We start from the raw sequence: 17,764 nt of genomic DNA, 5'->3' as shown, positions 1-17,764 counted from the left end.
TTTTAGAATATATTTAAATAAAACAACCTTTTTGAATAAGGGAGATAGCTCGGCTGTCCTAAGACGAATTCGTTAGTTAGTAAGAGTAACGATTAACCGAGAAGCCCTAGCTTCAAGTAAGCTCTTTAGAGATACGAAGTGGTGGGTAGTTCACATTAACTTATATTTGTAATAACAGTGAGAAGGAGTAGTAGTAATAGAAGCTGGTTTAGAGAGTTGACGGTCGGTGCAAGTCAATCCACGTTTCGTTATGAACTCGCCTTTGAGTTGCAGTTGTGAAACTAATAGTAGCAATTGCCGTTAATCCACGTTACGGATCTAAGCGAATGTATATATGTACATTAATTTAGGGTGGTACCGCGGGAATCTATAACCTCTCGTCCCTTTTTAGGGATGAGAGGTTTTTTGTATTTTGGGCGGTGAAAATAAATAGAATTTCAAGGAGGGTATCTCATGAGCTTTAATCATCAAAATATTGAGAAGAAGTGGCAAGGGTACTGGGAAGAGAATAAAACATTCCGTACGCCAGATGAGACAGAAAAACCAAAATTTTATGCACTAGATATGTTCCCATATCCATCAGGTGCAGGTCTACACGTAGGACATCCAGAAGGTTATACAGCGACAGATATTTTATCTCGTATGAAGCGTATGCAAGGATATAACGTTCTTCATCCAATGGGATGGGATGCGTTCGGTCTTCCAGCAGAGCAATATGCACTTGATACTGGAAACAGCCCGGCAGAATTTACAGAGCTTAATATTAATACGTTCCGTAATCAAATTAAAGCATTAGGCTTCTCTTACGATTGGGATCGTGAAGTAAATACAACAGATCCAAACTACTATAAGTGGACACAATGGATCTTCCTAAAACTATTTGAAAAAGGTTTAGCTTACGTTGATGAAGTACCTGTAAACTGGTGCCCAGCACTTGGTACAGTACTTGCAAATGAAGAAATCATTGACGGTAAGAGTGAGCGCGGTGGCCATCCAGTTGAGCGTCGTCCAATGAGACAATGGATGTTAAAAATTACAGCTTACGGAGATCGTCTATTAGAAGATCTAGATGAGCTTGATTGGCCAGAAAGCTTAAAAGATATGCAACGTAACTGGATTGGTCGTTCTGAAGGTGCAGAAGTACACTTCAACATCGATGGTACAGACGAGAAATTCACAGTTTTCACAACGCGTCCTGATACACTATTTGGTGCGAGCTACTGTGTACTTGCTCCGGAACATGCACTTGTTGCTGACATTACAACAGCAGATCAAAAAGAAGCTGTAGAAGCTTACATTAACTCTGTTAAAATGAAGAGCGATTTAGAGCGTACAGAACTTGCGAAAGAGAAAACTGGTGTATTCACTGGTGCTTACGCAGTTAACCCAGTAAATGGCGAGAAATTACCAATCTGGATCGCTGACTATGTTCTTGCAACTTACGGAACAGGTGCTGTAATGGCAGTTCCAGCTCATGATGAGCGTGACTATGAATTCGCATCAACGTTCAATCTTCCAATGAAGGAAGTTGTAAAAGGCGGAGACATTACGAAAGAAGCATACACAGGTGATGGTGCGCACGTAAATTCAGCATTCCTTGATGGTTTAAATAAAGAAGAAGCAATCGTAAAAATGATTGAATGGCTTGAAGTAACGAGCGCAGGAAATCAAAAAGTAACGTACCGTCTACGTGACTGGTTATTCAGCCGTCAACGTTACTGGGGTGAGCCAATTCCAGTAATCCATTGGGAAGATGGCACAATGACAGCTGTGAAAGAAGAAGAATTACCATTAGTTCTTCCTAAAACAGAAAACATCCGTCCTTCAGGTACAGGTGAATCACCACTTGCTAACATTGAAGAGTGGGTAAACGTTGTTGATCCTGAAACTGGTAAAAAAGGTCGTCGTGAAACAAATACAATGCCACAATGGGCTGGTAGCTGCTGGTATTACCTACGTTACATCGATCCAAACAATAGCGAAGCACTTGTAGATCCTGAAAAAGTAAAACAATGGCTTCCAGTTGATATTTATATCGGCGGAGCAGAGCACGCTGTACTTCACTTACTATATGCTCGTTTCTGGCATAAAGTATTATATGATATCGGTGTAGTTCCAACGAAAGAACCGTTCCAACAATTATTCAACCAAGGTATGATTCTAGGTGAAAACAACGAGAAAATGAGTAAATCAAAAGGTAACGTTGTAAACCCTGATGATATCGTAGCAAGCCATGGTGCAGATACACTTCGTCTATACGAAATGTTCATGGGACCATTAGATGCTTCGATTGCTTGGTCTGAAAATGGTCTTGACGGAGCTCGTCGTTTCCTAGACCGCGTATGGCGTCTATTCATTCAAGATAATGGTGAATTAAGTGAGAAAATTACTGATGCACCAAATAAAGAGCTTGAAAAAGCTTACCACCAAACAGTGAAGAAAGTAACAGAAGACTATGCAGAGCTTCGCTTCAACACAGCGATTTCTCAAATGATGGTATTCATCAACGATGCATATAAAGCTGAAACACTTCCAAAAGAATATGTAGAAGGTTTCGTAAAAATGATTGCACCAGTTGCACCTCATATCGGGGAAGAACTATGGAGCAAACTTGGATACAATGAAACAATCACATATGCAAGCTGGCCAACATTTGATGAGTCTAAACTTGTAGAAGATGAAGTTGAAATCGTTGTTCAAATTATGGGAAAAGTTCGCGCGAAACTAACAATGAGTAAAGACGCATCAAAAGAAGAAATGGAACAACTTGCACTTGAAGCAATTCAAGACCAAATTGAAGGGAAAACAGTTCGTAAAGTAATTGTTGTTCCTGGAAAACTTGTTAACGTTGTTGCAAACTAATGAATGAAAGAAAAGCTCAGAGCATTTATGCTCTGAGCTTTTTGGTGTAGAAAATAATTTCAGGATCACCTTAGTCTAAGTTTTCAATTATTCCACTACGTACAAATAAAAGAGCGGAATTCCCATACAGACAAACACCTATTTTTCTATAGGAAATATGATAAAAAAGGTAGGCTAAATTGAGTAGAAGAGGTGAAAGGAATGAAAGGGATGGACAATAATGCACCACATGGCTTCTTCGGAGGCGAATCGGACAGTTATACACAAATGATGTTAATGGGAGGAGCTGGCCAACAAGGGTACGGTGGAATTCCGAGCTGGATGGGAGGAGCTGGCCAACAAGGATACGGTGGAATTCCAAGCTGGATGGGTGGAGCAGCAGGAGGATTTCCAACATCGGTAGCTGGCATGCAAACTGGAATGCCTACAGTAATGGGAGGATTTTCGACATCAGGTGCTGGAATGCCTACAGTAACAGGAGGATTTCCGACATCAGTAGCTGGCGTACAGACGGGAATTCCAGTAGGAGTACCAACTACATTTCCTTCTTTCGTTGGAGGAGTACAGACAGGATTTCCGGTACCGGGAGTAGGTGTTGTAGCAGGTGGAGTAGGGGGTTATCCGCAAGGTGTTCACGGTCACCATGTACATCACCATCACCAAGGCCAACACGGCCACCATGTACACCATCACCACCAAGGCCAACACGGTCATCATGTACATCACCACCATCAAGGTCAACACGGTCATCATGGACACCATCATCACCAAGGTCAACACGGTCATCATGGTCATCATCATCAAGGCCAACATGGCCATCAACAACAAGTACATCACCACGGACACCATCATATACATCCACAGGCGGTTCTTTATCAAACGCACCAAGGGCATCACCATCATCAAGGCCAACACCATCATCAAGGCCAACACGGTCATCAAGGCCAACACGGTCATCAAGGCCAACACCATCATCAAGGCCAACACGGTCATCAAGGTCAACACGGTCATCAAGGCCAACACGGTCATCAAGGCCAACACGGCCACCAAGGCCATCAAGGTCACCAACAGCACCAACAGCACCAACAGCACCAACAATATCAGCAATATCAGCAATATCAACAACAGCAACAATCTTCTCCTTGGACAGGTGGAATTGGAGCAGGAGCAGCAGGAGCAGCAGCAGGAGCGGCTAGTATTGGTGGAGCAGCGGGACACGCGGGACACGTGGGTCATTAATGAATTGCAGAAAAAAAGACATAATAAAAAACTGCTAGGAAATCCTAGCAGTTTTTTTCAGCTTCTTGGCGTTGGCGTTCGATTTCAGCACGAAGTTGTGGCTCTGGTGCCTGCCAGCCTTCTGGTTTTAGAATTTTGCCATCGCCTTCGCGGAATCGAGGTTTCCCATCAGGGAATAATTTTGCCATGTTTGCGTTATTTACAATTTCGAATCCTTTATCTGGACGTACGCCCATTTCTGCAAACGTTCCGAATGCAAAGTAAATAAGGTCAATCAGTGCATCATATTGATCTTCAACAGTCGTTGCTTCTAGAAATTCTTCTAGCTCTTCTTGCATAAAGCTAGCACGAATTTTTGCACGTTCTTCTGTTAATTTCGTTGGAGTATTTGTCACAGGGTGTCCGAACTCTTCATGCATTTTTGCAACAAGTTCGTATCCTTTATCTAAACCTTTTTCGTTTGTCATGTTGTTTCATCCTTTCTCGCTTTGTGCCGAATCTCATTGTAACATAAGGTGATTATGAAATGAAAAGGGACTGTTCAAAAGTTTCATCTTTTAGTTAAGCTAGTGATAGTGAAAGATTATATCGACTTAACGACAAAACCTATTAATAAAAGAAAGCCATCCCGGAATACTTTTGGGACGGCCTTGCTCGTTATTTTTCTTCTTTTATTAAAATGGATAAAATAAGATCGATGCCAAACATACCAACGAGCAACATTGGAATAACGACAAGTAAATAACGTGTGAAGGAAACATTTTTTAAGTATGTATGAGCAAATAAAAAGACGCCGAGAAATAAAATACCATTTAAAATAGGCTTTACTAATTTTTTAGACATAAGCTCCCCCATAAATATCTTCTCTCTCTATCTAAAATAAAAACTCCTCTTTCCGTTGTATCATGCTGGAGAGAGGAGTTCAATCATTTCTCATTCAATTACACCAGAATTTGTAATATTTACGGTGTATTTTATATGAATTGGAACATCTTTGTACATTTGTCTCCACTCTTCTATTTTGAATGGGCGATAATGTTGCTTATACTTTGCACCTAGCCCGAGGGGATCGACATTTAAAGATTTAAACTGCTTAATGAGTTTGGCAGCCTGTACATCCAATTGTTTTTGTACATTTTTTTCAATGTTTTTTGTGTTTTTATTATTTTCTAAGTTAATTTGTTTCGATAGTTCTTGGATACGTGCATCGAGATGAACGTGAATGAAAAAAGAAGGCTTCCCGTTTTTAATTTTTATATCGTAAGTTGGAACAGAACGAATATTATTAATCATTACGTACGCAGAATCTGTTTTAAATTCGTGTGAATCTAATTTATGTTTTTCTAACAGCCCTTTAAAGATGAACATATCTTTTTGCGCAATTTTACCGATATATTTATCCTTTTTAAAAAGACCAATTCCGGTGATTTTTATTTTATCACCATGTTTCTTTAAAATGGGAATATAGTAGTCTTGCCCTTCTTGATAATAGCGGAATGCTCCTACATGCAGATTATCCGTTGGTAAAGGACCGGTCTCCATATTATGTTCTAGCAACTTTTTTATATAAATTGCAACGTTGTATGATGTTGTATATTTCCCTTTTAAAAGTTCAGTACCATTCCCCTCTAATAAACCAATATATAAAGCGTTCCCTATATTCACATCTCGAAGTAATGTATCGAATGAAGTAGACATTCCTTTTTTTGCAAGTCTTATCGTATATAGGGCGACACGCATTTGTCCGCTAGCAAATGGTTGAGAAGACTCTAAAGATGTGTCTGCTTTTACTTGTTTTACAGCATTTGCGCTGCCTTCAAAAACTTGAACTTTATTTCCTTTTTTCTGAATGGGACAAACGAATGTTACTTTTACTTTATTATCCTTTGCAACGTCAAATACGGTTCCTTGAATCAGTTGTACATCGTCGATAATATTTTTTTGTAAACATCCAGTTAGACTGAGGAATGTTATACAAAAAATAAGTATTAATTTGCTTGTGCTTTTGATTTTTTCCATTTTCTTTTCACCCACACAATAATAAATAGGATTGGGATATATACATAAATGAGCCAAAAACTAACTTTTGACGCATTACTAATAAAATTATTAATATCATGTCTGTTTGTTAAAAGTTGTGAAACAATGAGAGTGATAAGGATAAAAGCGATTAGAACACCTCTTTGTTTCACCCGAAATATTTCGTGAGTGCCTCTCATTGCTGCCCATAAAGGAAGGATAGAACTTGAAATAATAACGAGTACATAAGCGGAAATTGCAATATATTCGAGTCTTTCTATGAATGGTAATTGAATGACTTGGGTCATAGAAAGTTGTGACCATATTGTTTTTAACAATTGTTTCTCACTAAAAAACGCAAAGGCTAAAAGGGTACTAAATAAATATAGTAGGTTTGAAAATAGTGCCCCGTATTGAGCGTATTTATGAGATTGCATAGGTTTTTTCACAAACGGATAAATCATGAGGTAAATCTCAAACCCTGTCATACTGTAGATTGACAGTTGAGCGGCTTTTAAAATATCTGAAAAAGAATGTGTGAATATAGGAAGTAAATTATCCCAATGTGAGTATTTCAAAACGAATAGGCTTAGAAATAAATACCCAAGTGTACCACCAACAGATATAACACAAATACCAGTAACGACACGAAATCCAGAAGAAATGATGTAATAGCTAACTAGGCATAAAAAGAGTGTTAACATCCAAGTTGAAGCGGTAGGAAACATCCATACTTGAATGATTTCAACATATGTTCGAATGACGGAAATACTGACGATTAAAAAATAAGCCATAAAGATGATACTGATACCATTTCCTAGCCACTTCCCAAATGTTTGTCGATGTAAATCAATTAAATTCCCGTTTGTTTCCCTTAATAAAAAATACATCATCCATATAAGAACATGGATACAGATTCCTGTAATTAGAACTCCTATCCAGCCGTCGTATCCAGCTGCTTTTGCAATAATTCGAGCGAATCCGAGAACGCCAGCACCGAACTGTGCACCGTGAATTAAGAAGAAGACAAAGACAGGAGATATTTGATATTTTTCTTGAACTTTACTCATCAATGCACCTCATTTCTTAATCATCAAAATCCGATCTATGTTTTGTTGAAATTCCTTTCGCTGCTTTCTTTACATGTTGTGGTCTCGCTTGTACATCCCTTGTATCAATCATCGTTAAAGGAAAACGAATCCAAGAGTCCTTAACCGACTGTTGTCTCGTCGGATAAAACAAAGCGTACGGCTTGCGTAAGGAAGTAAGCCTGAATAGATGAGTAAATAAAAAGATAAATCCAAGAGAAATCCCGAACAATCCGCCTATTTCTGCAAACATAAGAAAGGGAAAGCGTAGTAATCGAACTGCATTACCCATTTTATAAATAGGTGTAATAAAGGAAGCGAGTGCTGATAGTGCAACGATAATTAATAAAATGTTACTCGTTAAACCAGCTTGTACGGATGCTTGTCCGATTACGATACCGCCTACAATACCGAGCGTTTGACCGACTTTCATCGGTAACCTCGCGCCAGCTTCTCTTAATAAATCGATTGCGAGTTCTAAAAAGAGTGCTTCAATTAAAGGCGGAAATGGTACTTGTGCCCTTGATAAAATCAAAGTTTCAAGTAAATCACTCGGAATAAGTTCATAATGATAATTTAAAACTGCAACGTATAACGGTGTAGCACATATCGAGAATAGAACGGCGATAAGGCGTAAAATCCTTGAAAATGTAGCGTATAGCCAAGAGACGTTGTAGTCTTCTGGTGAAATGAAAAAATCAAAATAGGATACAGGTGTTAGTAAAACACTTGGAGAACCATCAACAAAAATAGCGATTTTCCCATCGATTAGTGCTTTTGTAACTCTATCAGTGCGTTCTGTATTGATATAGAGAGGGAAAATCGACTTTTCTCCCATCAATTCTTGTATATAAGCACTATCATTAATTTGATCGTATTCAAGAGCACGTAATGACTCCTCGAGAAAATCTACATTATCTTTTTCAGCGAGGTTGTCTAAATACATCATGACAACTTTTGTTTTGGAAAACTCGCCGATAATCATCTCTTTTGTTTGTAAATCTAAAACAGGAAGACGTTTTCGAACTAAATTAATATTTGTATCAATATCCTCTACGAAACCTTCCTGAGGACCGATAACGGTCGATTCGTTTAAAGGTGGAGTTGGTGCACGATAATTATCAATTGCAATATTTGCAAGCATACATTTTTGATCTTGTTGATTTACTTGAACAATCGCATGCCCCTTTAAAACCATGTCCTCAATTTTTTGTAAATCGTTCGTAATTGTAATGCCGCTCATCGGAATATGTTCTTTCAGCTCTTCTAGTGAAGCCTTAGGTCGTTCCAAAAGAGTAGGCATTAAGTACTTTTGCAATTTCTCACCATCAAGTGAAGGACGATAGTAAGAAATCCAATAAGGCATTGTTTCATCGTCAGATGTATGGTAATTAACAAAATCACTAGACTTTTTGAGCTTCCCTATTAAATCTTGTAGAGAATGAATACGGTCTTTTTCTGGTTTCGTAAAATCATAAATACTATTATTTCCAGAGTTTTGCTGTTGATCTTGGGCCGAGTTATCTTGTTTAGAGATTTGCTGTTGATCTTGGGTCGAGTTATCTTTCTTAGAGTGTTGCTGATTCTGATCCGAGTTGTCTTGTTTAGAATGTTGTTGTTGATTCTGATCCGAGTCGTTTTGTTTAGAATGTTGTTGTTGATTCTGATCCGAGTCATTTTGCTTAGAGTGTTGTTGTTGATTCTGATCCGAGTTGTCTTGTTTAGAATGGTGTTGTTGATTCTGATCCGAGTCGTTTTGTTTAGAATGTTGTTGTTGATTCTGATCCGAGTCATTTTGCTTAGAGTGTTGTTGTTGATTCTGATTCGAGTCGTTTTGTTTAGAATGTTGTTGTTGATTCTGATCCGAGTCGTTTTGTTTAGAATGTTGTTGTTGTTGATTCTGATCCGAGTCGTCTTGTTTGGAATGTTGTTGTTGCTGCTGATCCTGAGAAGGCTCTTTGTGTTCCTCTTTTTTTTGCTCGCTATTGCTATCTTTATTATGTTTCATACTTCTAGTCTGTTCTTTGTTATCATTCTCTTGGTTGTTAGGTTGTTGCTCCGAGTTATCTGTTTCGTTTGTTTCTGTTGTATTTGATTTTTTTTTCTTACGTAGCCAATTCCAAATCATATGTATTCCCTCTTTGATTGTGTAATATAGTGCTATTTTGTGGCTAATTTTGTATATTATTCATTTATTTATCAAAAGAAGAAGGAGTTTGGTTTGCGTAGAAAAAAACATGTAGTAAGCAGTTCATACTATAACGGGGAGAGGGAGAGTCTGTGCAAATTGTAAAAAAAGAGAAGTTTATTTTAAAAGAATTTACGTTTGAAATTGGTAGGGGAATTCCTGTTCAAATGGGGTATGAGACGTATGGTACTTTAAATAGAGAAAGGTCAAATGCGATTTTGGTATGCCATTATTTTAGTGCAACGAGTCATGCGGCAGGAAAATATACAGCGCATGATGAGGAGTCTGGTTGGTGGGATGGTTTAATTGGACCGGGAAAAGCAATTGATACAAATAAATATTTTGTTATATGCACTGATAATCTTTGTAATGTGCAGGTGAAGAACCCTTATGTGTTTACAACGGGACCGAAATCGATTCATCCGAAAACTGGAGATGAATATGCGATGGATTTTCCGGTTTTTACATTTCTTGATGTAGCTCGTATGCAATATGAGTTAATAAAAGATATGGGAATCTCAAGGTTATATGCTGTAATGGGACCGTCAGCTGGCGGGATGATTGCGCAGCAATGGGCTGTTCATTATCCTCATATGGTAGAGCGGATGATTGGTGTTATTACGAATCCGCAAAATCCAATTATTACGTCGGTAAATGTAGCACAAAATGCAATTGAGGCTATTCAACTGGATCCAAGTTGGAAGGGCGGGAAATATGGAGAAGAGCAGCCAATGAAGGGACTTCATTTAGCAAATAGAATGATGTTTATGAACGCATTTGATGAGCATTTTTATGAAACAACATTCCCTCGTAATAGTATAGAAGTAGAACCTTATGAAAAGGTTTCTACATTAACATCATTTGAGAAAGAAATAAATAAAGTGACATATAGAAGTATAGATTTAGTAGATGCAAATTCATGGATATACACTGCGAAAGCAGTTTTATTACATGATATTGCGCATGGATTTTCGTCTTTAGAAGAGGCGCTTTCTAACATAGAGGCAAATGTACTTATGATTCCGTGTAAACAAGATTTGCTTCAGCCGTCACGTTATAATTATAAAATGGTAGACATTTTGCAAAAACAGGGGAAATATGCGGAAGTGTATGAGATAGAAAGTATAAATGGGCATATGGCGGGAGCATTTGATATTCATTTATTTGAAAAGAAATTGCATGAGTTTTTAAATCGGAAAGTATCTAGTTTTGCGTAGAAAATAAATGGTGTGAAAAAGGTGCGATGTATGTAGTAGGCACCTTTTTTCACATGATTTGTAGACGGAAAATATATGTGGCAATTGCTATACCGAAGAATGCGATACTAAGCAATAGAAATAAGAATGACATTTCTTGTGGTGATTTTATCTTTTTATTATTTTTCATACTAAGAGCAATAATTGCAATGATTAAGAAAATGATGCCCATAATGAAAAGAAAAAGTGTCATTTTCATTGGCTCCTTTCATAAAACAAGTATATTGAGGATACAATGCACGAGTTATGTTTGTAAAGAATAAGTTTTGCGGGAAAATTGAGAAATAAAATTTCCATTCTTTGCGTTCTTTCTTTCGCATGCTAAAATTGACTAGATATGCTTGTTTAAGGAAGAGACTAAAGGTTTTATTGTATATAAGGAGGAACGACATATGACAGAAGTTAAAACAATTACTACAGAAGAAGTGCAAGAGCGTTTAGAAAATGGAGAAACGTTATTTTTAGTAGACGTAAGAGAAGATGAAGAAGTAGCAGCAGGAAAAATTCCAGAAGCTGTACATATTAAAATGGGTGATATCCCAAATAAAGTAGATTTCTTTGATAAAGAGAATGAATATATCTTTATTTGTCGTTCGGGAATGCGCAGTGAAAATGTATGCCATTATTTAAATGAACAAGGATTTAAAACAGTAAATATGGTTGGCGGAATGCTTCAATATGAAGGTGAAACGAAATAGTTAATAGTTAAAAACTTGAAACGAGTCTGTTTCAAGTTTTTTTCTTTTGCATACAGTGTACAAAAGGGGGATAGGTAAATGGGGATTAACTTGCGGAAAGTGAAAATTATTAATAATACAGGGGCTGTTAATGTTGGTGACTGTTATGATATCTCACCTTTAGCTGTAGCAAAAATATACGCAGGTGCTGGAGGTTCGAGTGCGGCTATTTTTTTAAATGGGAAAAGACAGTCAGAAGCGGTGATTAGAACATCAGTGTTTCTTCCACCATTAGCAACGAGTACACGTACATTAGGTTCATAGAGGAAAGGTAGAGTGTGATTATGCCTGCTCATATAAAAGAGTTTGTTATTGTGAATAACACTGGGAATATATTTACTGGTGATAATTTGAGTGATACGTCATTTACTGCTACGAAATCGTATAGTGGTTCAATGGGTTGTACTTGGATTGATGTTGTTACAGTAATAGGGACGGAGACAAAGCTTTGTTTACAGCCGGGAGATTCTGTGACGACAACATATACAAGGGGCACTCCTGCTGGTACTGTAACAGGAGCAAATATGGGGCAAAGTGTAAATGCATCGAGCATAGCACAAGCTGTCCCTAATACAGATAATATGGATTCAGTAGCTGGACTCCCTTAAGGAATTAAGGGGGTTTTTATTATTTAAAATAAAAATAGTCTTTGAGATTGTTTTTGTAAATACATATTAAAAAGAAGAGGTTTGTTTAATGTAAAAAAGATGGTGTGTAGGTGGTGAAAGTGTGAAAGGGCGCGATAAACAAAATTCATTAAATTCTAATTTCAGAATTTCACCAAATCTTATTGGACCTACTTTTCCTCCCGTTCCAACGGGATTTACTGGCATTGGGATTACTGGTCCAACCGGTCCCCAAGGTCCAACAGGCCCACAAGGACCAAGAGGATTACAAGGTCCAATGGGAGAGAGGGGCCCGACAGGACCTCAAGGAGTGCAAGGGATTCAAGGACTAGCTGGACAAATGGGTGCAACAGGACCAGAAGGACAACAAGGACAGCAAGGATTGAGGGGACCACAAGGAGAAACTGGAGCAACTGGACCACAAGGAGTGCAAGGGTTACAAGGTCCGATTGGTCCAACAGGAGCGACTGGGGCACAAGGTATACAGGGGATACAGGGGTTACAAGGTCCGATTGGAGCGACTGGACCTGAGGGACCTCAAGGAATTCAAGGTGTGCAAGGGGTACCAGGAGTAACTGGTCCACAAGGAATACAAGGAGCGCAAGGGATACAAGGAGTGCAAGGCCCGAGTGGAAGTACTGGTCCAACAGGAGGAACGGGTCAAGGGGTTACAGGCCCAACTGGAATAACAGGTCCAACAGGGATAACGGGTCCATCTGGAGGACCACCAGGTCCGACGGGGGCAACTGGTGCGACAGGTCCGGGTGGTGGACCGAGTGGAAGTACAGGTGCGACGGGAGCAACGGGAAATACAGGAGCAACAGGAAGTACAGGGGTAACTGGAGCAGCAGGAACTACAGGTCCAACTGGAAGCACAGGAGCGCAGGGCTTGCAAGGAATACAAGGGGTTCAAGGGCCGATTGGACCAACCGGCCCAGAAGGTCCGCAAGGTATTCAAGGTATTCCTGGTCCGACGGGCGTAACTGGTGAACAAGGAATACAAGGAGTTCAGGGAATTCAAGGGATAACAGGAGCAACTGGTGATCAAGGTCCGCAAGGTATACAGGGGGCTATTGGACCACAAGGTGTGACAGGAGCAACTGGTGATCAAGGTCCACAAGGAATTCAAGGAGTACCAGGTCCAACAGGAGAAACGGGACCGCAAGGGGTTCAAGGGATTCAAGGACCGATGGGTGATATAGGCCCAACAGGACCAGAAGGCCCAGAAGGACTTCAAGGCCCGCAAGGAATACAAGGGGTGCCAGGACCAGCTGGAGCAACCGGTCCAGAGGGTCCGCAAGGTATACAGGGAATTCAAGGGCCAATAGGAGCAACCGGTCCAGAAGGTCAACAAGGTATACAGGGGGCTATAGGACCTCAAGGTGTAACCGGAGCAACAGGAGCACAAGGAGCAACTGGAATTCAAGGTGTACAAGGAAATATAGGTGCAACAGGTCCAGAGGGCCCACAAGGAGTTCAAGGTGCTCAAGGAGCGATTGGCCCAACAGGTCCGATGGGGCCACAAGGAGTTCAAGGAGTACAAGGAATTCAAGGAGCAACGGGTGCTCAAGGAGTGCAAGGTCCACAAGGAATACAGGGAATTCAAGGTCCGACGGGAGCATCAGGAGATACGGGCGTAACTGGTGCGACAGGGGAAGGAACTACAGGCCCAACTGGAGTAACCGGTCCAACAGGTGTAACTGGTCCTTCTGGAGGACCAGCAGGACCGAGTGGTCCAACGGGGCCATCAGGTCCGACTGGAGTGACAGGTCCATCCGGTGGACCACCTGGACCGACAGGAGCAACCGGTGTGACAGGAGCAACTGGAGATACCGGGGCGACAGGCTCAACTGGAGTGACAGGAGCGACAGGAGAAACGGGAGCAACCGGAGTTACGGGTTTACAAGGCCCACAAGGAATTCAAGGAGTGCAAGGTGACATAGGTCCAACCGGCCCACAAGGAGTTCAAGGTCCGCAAGGGATCCAAGGAGTAACAGGGGCAACAGGAGAACAAGGTCCGCAAGGGATTCAAGGCCCACAAGGAATCCAAGGTCCAACCGGCCCACAAGGAATCCAAGGAGAACAAGGTCCGCAAGGAATTCAAGGAGCAACTGGAGCCACTGGGGCACAAGGTCCACAGGGGATACAAGGGATACAAGGGATACAAGGTCCGACCGGTCCACAAGGCCCAACTGGAATTCAAGGAGTGCAAGGCGAAATAGGTCCAACTGGTCCGCAAGGAGTGCAAGGGTTACAAGGTCCACAAGGTCCAACAGGGGATACAGGAGCAACCGGAGCACAAGGTCCACAAGGTTCGCAAGGGATTCAAGGTCCAACGGGAGCGACTGGAGCGACAGGTCCCCAAGGAATTCAAGGTCCGCAGGGAATCCAGGGTCCACAAGGTTCAACCGGAGCCACGGGAGCAACCGGAGCACAAGGCCCAACAGGGGACACTGGTCCAACCGGTTCACAAGGAATTCAAGGTCCAACAGGCCCAACTGGAGCGGGAGCAACCGGGGCCACTGGGGCAACGGGTGTGACCGGAGTTAGTACAACTGCAACGTATGCATTTGCGAATAATACATCAGGAACCGCTATTTCCGTTTTATTAGGTGGTACGAATGTACCGTTACCGAACAATCAAAATATTGGACCAGGAATCACTGTTAATGGTACGAATACTGTATTCACAGTTGCGAATGCAGGGAATTATTATATAGCCTATACAATTAATCTAACGGCAGGGTTAGTTGTAAGTTCTCGTATAACCGTAAATGGCAGTCCGCTTGCGGGAACGATAAACGCTCCGACATTGGCTACTGGTTCATTTAGTGCACCAATAATTGCTAACTTACCTGCTGGAGCCGCTGTTAGCTTGCAATTATTTGGATTAGTTGCGATAGCTACATTATCTACGGCAACGCCAGGAGCTACTCTAACGATTATTAGATTAAGTTAATAAGAAGAAAACCTTGGGGCTTTTATGCTTCAAGGTTTTTTATCTCATTATTTGTATGTAGTCTCATTGATTAGGAAAGTTTCACTTTATTCACTTGAGCAAAAACATCGCAGTTCGAAAATATATTATAATAGAATGAAAAGAGAGAAATTTGGCAGAAAGGGAGGGTGGCGATGCAGGAGATGGTTACAGATTTTTTTGGACGCCCACTTCAAGATTTGCGCATATCTGTCATTGATCGTTGCAATTTTAGATGTACATATTGTATGCCAGCGGAAGTTTTTGGGCCAGATTATGCTTTTTTGAAAGATGAGTTTTTACTGACGTTTGATGAAATTGAGCGTTTGGCAAAACTATTTGTTAGCGTCGGTGTACGAAAAATTAGACTTACTGGTGGCGAGCCACTGTTGCGTAAAGATTTAACAAAACTTATTGCACGTCTCGTGAAAATTGAAGGGTTAGTAGATATAGGGTTAACGACGAATGCAATTCATTTAACGAAACAAGCAAAAGCATTAAAAGAAGCTGGATTACATAGAGTAAATGTTAGTTTAGATGCAATAGATGACGATGTATTTAAGGACATTAATGGTCGGAATATCAATACGAAACCTGTTATAAAGGGAATTATGGCTGCAAAAGAGGCCGGGCTTGATGTAAAGGTAAATATGGTTGTGAAAAAAGGGATGAATGACCATCAAGTACTTCCGATGGCTGTTTATTTTAAAGAGCAAGGAATCACACTTAGGTTTATTGAGTTTATGGATGTTGGTAGTACAAATGGATGGAACTTTGATCAAGTCGTTACAAAGCGAGAGTTAATTGAGATGATTCATAGTGTGTATCCACTTGAGCCAACTGAAGCGCATTATTTCGGTGAAGTTGCGAAGCGATATCGTTACGTTGGAACAAATGTCGAAGTCGGTTTTATTACTTCTGTTTCAGAGTCATTTTGTTCCTCTTGTACGAGAGCGAGAATTTCGGCAGATGGAAAGTTTTATACTTGCTTATTTGCGACAGAAGGATTGGATGTAAGGGAACTTCTTAGAGGAAATCTTTCGGATGATGAGTTAGTAAGCGTTATACAAGGTGTATGGATGAATAGAAAAGATAGATATTCGGATGAACGGACAGAAGAAAGTGCAAAGAATCGTCCGAAAATTGAAATGTCTTATATAGGAGGATAAGAAAGGGGGCTATCGTATGCAGGAGCGATATTCAAGACAAATATTATTTTCTGGTGTTGGAGAAGAAGGACAGAGAAAAATTAGAGAGAAGCATGTGCTTATTATCGGCGCTGGTGCTCTCGGTGCAGCGAATGCAGAAGCAATTGTTAGAGCAGGTGTTGGCAAAATAACAATTGCGGATCGTGATTATGTAGAATGGAGTAATTTACAAAGACAACAATTATATACAGAAGAAGATGCAAAGCAGTATAAACCAAAAGCGGTAGCAGCAGCAGAGCATTTACAAGCGATTAATTCTGAGGTGAAAATAAATCCGGTTGTGACTGATGTAACAGTGCAAGAAATGGAAGAGCTAGTGAATGATGTAGATTTAATATTAGATGCGACAGATAATTTTGAAACGCGTCTTCTTATTAATGATATTTCACAAAAGTATAATATTCCGTGGATATATGGTGGTTGTGTCGGAAGCTACGGAGTAACGTATACAATTTTACCAGGAAAAACACCGTGTTTCCGCTGTTTAATGGAACATCCAGCGAGCGGGGCGACATGTGATACGGCGGGTATTATACAGCCAGCCGTGCAATTAGTAGTTGCACATCAAATAACGGAAGCGCTGAAAATATTAGTAGAAGACTATGGGGCGCTTCGCGAAACGATGTTATCGTTTGATCTTTGGAATAATCAACAGATGGCATTTAAAGTGAATAGGCAGAAAAAAGACACATGTTTATCTTGTGGAAGATTACGTACATATCCGAGTTTAACATTTGAAGCACAAACGAAAACAGAAGTGTTATGTGGCCGAAATACAGTACAAATCCGTCCAGGTGTGCGGAATGAATTTAATTTAGAAGAAATTAAAAAGCGCTTACAAAGAAGCGTGGATGTAAAAGCTACTCCGTATTTATTATCATTTCGGGTAGAGGAATTTCGTTTTGTTTTATTTACAGATGGCAGGGCCTTTATTCATGGGACGAATGATATAAATGTAGCAAAACGTTTATATGCAAGATATATAGGTTGAACCTAAAGGGAGCCCTTTAGGTTCAGCAGAGAGAAGATTAAGACTTTCTCGTATAATCTCCACTTTTTCCACCTGTTTTTTCAAATAAATATGTTTCGCCAATAATCATACCTTTATCAACAGCTTTGCACATATCGTACACAGTAAGAGCTGTAGCGGAAGCAGCTGTTAAAGCTTCCATTTCAACACCGGTGCTACCTTCTGTTTTAACTTTTACTTCAATAAGTAATCGATATTGTTCTTCGGATTGTTTCCAATCGAAAGAAACGTCAACACCTTTTAATAATAAAGGATGGCACATTGGGATAATATCAGAAGTGCGTTTCGCAGCCATAATACCTGCGATTTGTGCAACTGCTAGTACGTCACCTTTCCCAATTTTATTGTGAGAGATTTTATCGTAAATTTCTTTTGTAACGACAATGCTAGAGCACGCAATTGCTGTTCGAACGGTTGCTTTTTTGTCACTTATATCAACCATCTTCGCGCGTCCTTGGTCATTAAAGTGTGTGAATGAAGACATGGAATTCCTCCTTGAAGTAATTTCTATTTAATATATAAAGTTTAATCGAG

Annotated in this window: 16 protein-coding genes and 1 other annotated feature; of the genes, 9 read left to right on the top strand and 7 right to left on the bottom strand. The window is 40.2% G+C overall.

Translation table 11 applies throughout. The annotated features are described in order from the left end of the window. The first annotated feature begins 168 nt into the window (after positions 1-168). Positions 169-388, top strand: a binding site (T-box leader). A 65-nt stretch (positions 389-453) separates the two neighbouring features. Next, on the top strand, positions 454-2,862 hold the full coding sequence (gene leuS / locus J0835_RS23300) for a leucine--tRNA ligase (RefSeq protein WP_087982526.1): 2,409 nt from the start codon (positions 454-456) through the stop codon (positions 2,860-2,862). Between the two features lie 201 nt (positions 2,863-3,063). Continuing rightward, entirely contained in the window at positions 3,064-4,101 is a 1,038-nt protein-coding gene (locus tag J0835_RS23295; protein WP_087982524.1) for a hypothetical protein, read from the top strand. 44 nt (positions 4,102-4,145) lie between these two features. On the opposite strand, the gene J0835_RS23290 is transcribed toward J0835_RS23295, so the two are convergent. The 5 genes from J0835_RS23290 to J0835_RS23270 form a co-directional block, all read right to left on the bottom strand. Further along, positions 4,146-4,568 carry a hypothetical protein gene (locus J0835_RS23290; protein WP_000180547.1) on the bottom strand — a complete coding sequence of 141 codons (423 nt, stop codon included), beginning with the start codon at positions 4,566-4,568 and terminating at the stop codon, positions 4,146-4,148. Positions 4,569-4,758: 190 nt separating this feature from the next. Beyond that, a complete protein-coding gene (locus tag J0835_RS23285; RefSeq protein ID WP_000038782.1) occupies positions 4,759-4,944 on the bottom strand; it encodes a hypothetical protein in 186 nt (61 codons plus the stop codon). A gap of 90 nt (positions 4,945-5,034) precedes the next feature. Beyond that, complete coding sequence (locus J0835_RS23280) at positions 5,035-6,120, bottom strand: Ger(x)C family spore germination protein (RefSeq protein WP_087982522.1); 1,086 nt, start codon at positions 6,118-6,120, stop codon at positions 5,035-5,037. After that, entirely contained in the window at positions 6,090-7,190 is a 1,101-nt protein-coding gene (locus J0835_RS23275) for a spore germination protein (protein ID WP_087982521.1), read from the bottom strand. Before J0835_RS23275 ends, J0835_RS23280 begins: the two co-directional genes overlap by 31 nt. A gap of 16 nt (positions 7,191-7,206) precedes the next feature. After that, positions 7,207-9,336, bottom strand: coding sequence for a spore germination protein (locus tag J0835_RS23270; protein WP_333728171.1), 2,130 nt, complete (start codon positions 9,334-9,336; stop codon positions 7,207-7,209). 152 nt (positions 9,337-9,488) lie between these two features. Between J0835_RS23270 and J0835_RS23265 the strand changes: the two genes are divergently transcribed. Then, the gene (locus J0835_RS23265; protein ID WP_087982519.1) at positions 9,489-10,613 is read left to right on the top strand and encodes an alpha/beta fold hydrolase; all 1,125 of its coding nucleotides are present in this window, start codon (positions 9,489-9,491) and stop codon (positions 10,611-10,613) included. A gap of 49 nt (positions 10,614-10,662) precedes the next feature. Here the strand turns inward: J0835_RS23265 and J0835_RS23260 are convergent, their stop codons facing one another. Then, positions 10,663-10,845 carry a hypothetical protein gene (locus tag J0835_RS23260; RefSeq protein WP_063222421.1) on the bottom strand — a complete coding sequence of 61 codons (183 nt, stop codon included), beginning with the start codon at positions 10,843-10,845 and terminating at the stop codon, positions 10,663-10,665. A 199-nt stretch (positions 10,846-11,044) separates the two neighbouring features. Between J0835_RS23260 and J0835_RS23255 the strand changes: the two genes are divergently transcribed. The 6 genes from J0835_RS23255 to J0835_RS23230 all read left to right on the top strand — a co-directional run bounded on the left by J0835_RS23255 (position 11,045) and on the right by J0835_RS23230 (position 17,191). Then, entirely contained in the window at positions 11,045-11,350 is a 306-nt protein-coding gene (locus tag J0835_RS23255) for a rhodanese-like domain-containing protein (RefSeq protein ID WP_000141212.1), read from the top strand. Between the two features lie 78 nt (positions 11,351-11,428). After that, a complete protein-coding gene (locus J0835_RS23250) occupies positions 11,429-11,653 on the top strand; it encodes a spore germination protein (protein WP_064474525.1) in 225 nt (74 codons plus the stop codon). Between the two features lie 20 nt (positions 11,654-11,673). Continuing rightward, positions 11,674-11,997, top strand: a complete 324-nt coding sequence (locus tag J0835_RS23245) for a hypothetical protein (RefSeq protein WP_087982517.1) — start codon at positions 11,674-11,676, stop codon at positions 11,995-11,997. Positions 11,998-12,118: 121 nt separating this feature from the next. After that, positions 12,119-14,974, top strand: a complete 2,856-nt coding sequence (locus J0835_RS23240) for a BclA-related collagen-like exosporium protein (RefSeq protein WP_087982515.1) — start codon at positions 12,119-12,121, stop codon at positions 14,972-14,974. 173 nt (positions 14,975-15,147) lie between these two features. Then, a complete protein-coding gene (gene moaA / locus J0835_RS23235) occupies positions 15,148-16,161 on the top strand; it encodes a GTP 3',8-cyclase MoaA (protein ID WP_087982513.1) in 1,014 nt (337 codons plus the stop codon). 16 nt (positions 16,162-16,177) lie between these two features. Further along, positions 16,178-17,191 (top strand): molybdopterin-synthase adenylyltransferase MoeB, encoded by a 1,014-nt coding sequence (locus J0835_RS23230; protein WP_087982511.1) that lies wholly within the window; start codon positions 16,178-16,180, stop codon positions 17,189-17,191. Between the two features lie 37 nt (positions 17,192-17,228). On the opposite strand, the gene moaC is transcribed toward J0835_RS23230, so the two are convergent. Then, on the bottom strand, positions 17,229-17,714 hold the full coding sequence (gene moaC, locus J0835_RS23225) for a cyclic pyranopterin monophosphate synthase MoaC (protein WP_048562060.1): 486 nt from the start codon (positions 17,712-17,714) through the stop codon (positions 17,229-17,231). Between the last annotated feature and the right edge of the window lie 50 nt (positions 17,715-17,764).

The sequence above is a fragment of the Bacillus cereus group sp. Sample62 genome (assembly GCF_036851315.1).
GTDB lineage: Bacteria > Bacillota > Bacilli > Bacillales > Bacillaceae_G > Bacillus_A > Bacillus_A wiedmannii.
Note: the sequence above shows the minus strand (reverse complement) of the source record. Positions and strands in the feature narration are given on the sequence as shown.

Bases quoted from the DNA above. Each gene is read 5' to 3' on its own strand.
- J0835_RS23255 (WP_000141212.1), top strand. From the start codon at position 11,045: ATGACAGAAGTTAAAACAATTACTACAGAAGAAGTGCAAGAGCGTTTA.
- J0835_RS23275 (WP_087982521.1), bottom strand. From the start codon at position 7,190: ATGAGTAAAGTTCAAGAAAAATATCAAATATCTCCTGTCTTTGTCTTC.
- J0835_RS23270 (WP_333728171.1), bottom strand. From the start codon at position 9,336: ATGATTTGGAATTGGCTACGTAAGAAAAAAAAATCAAATACAACAGAA.
- J0835_RS23260 (WP_063222421.1), bottom strand. From the start codon at position 10,845: ATGACACTTTTTCTTTTCATTATGGGCATCATTTTCTTAATCATTGCA.
- J0835_RS23280 (WP_087982522.1), bottom strand. From the start codon at position 6,120: ATGGAAAAAATCAAAAGCACAAGCAAATTAATACTTATTTTTTGTATA.
- J0835_RS23245 (WP_087982517.1), top strand. From the start codon at position 11,674: ATGCCTGCTCATATAAAAGAGTTTGTTATTGTGAATAACACTGGGAAT.
- J0835_RS23285 (WP_000038782.1), bottom strand. From the start codon at position 4,944: ATGTCTAAAAAATTAGTAAAGCCTATTTTAAATGGTATTTTATTTCTC.
- J0835_RS23295 (WP_087982524.1), top strand. From the start codon at position 3,064: ATGAAAGGGATGGACAATAATGCACCACATGGCTTCTTCGGAGGCGAA.
- leuS (WP_087982526.1), top strand. From the start codon at position 454: ATGAGCTTTAATCATCAAAATATTGAGAAGAAGTGGCAAGGGTACTGG.
- J0835_RS23290 (WP_000180547.1), bottom strand. From the start codon at position 4,568: ATGACAAACGAAAAAGGTTTAGATAAAGGATACGAACTTGTTGCAAAA.
- moaC (WP_048562060.1), bottom strand. From the start codon at position 17,714: ATGTCTTCATTCACACACTTTAATGACCAAGGACGCGCGAAGATGGTT.
- J0835_RS23250 (WP_064474525.1), top strand. From the start codon at position 11,429: ATGGGGATTAACTTGCGGAAAGTGAAAATTATTAATAATACAGGGGCT.
- J0835_RS23230 (WP_087982511.1), top strand. From the start codon at position 16,178: ATGCAGGAGCGATATTCAAGACAAATATTATTTTCTGGTGTTGGAGAA.
- moaA (WP_087982513.1), top strand. From the start codon at position 15,148: ATGCAGGAGATGGTTACAGATTTTTTTGGACGCCCACTTCAAGATTTG.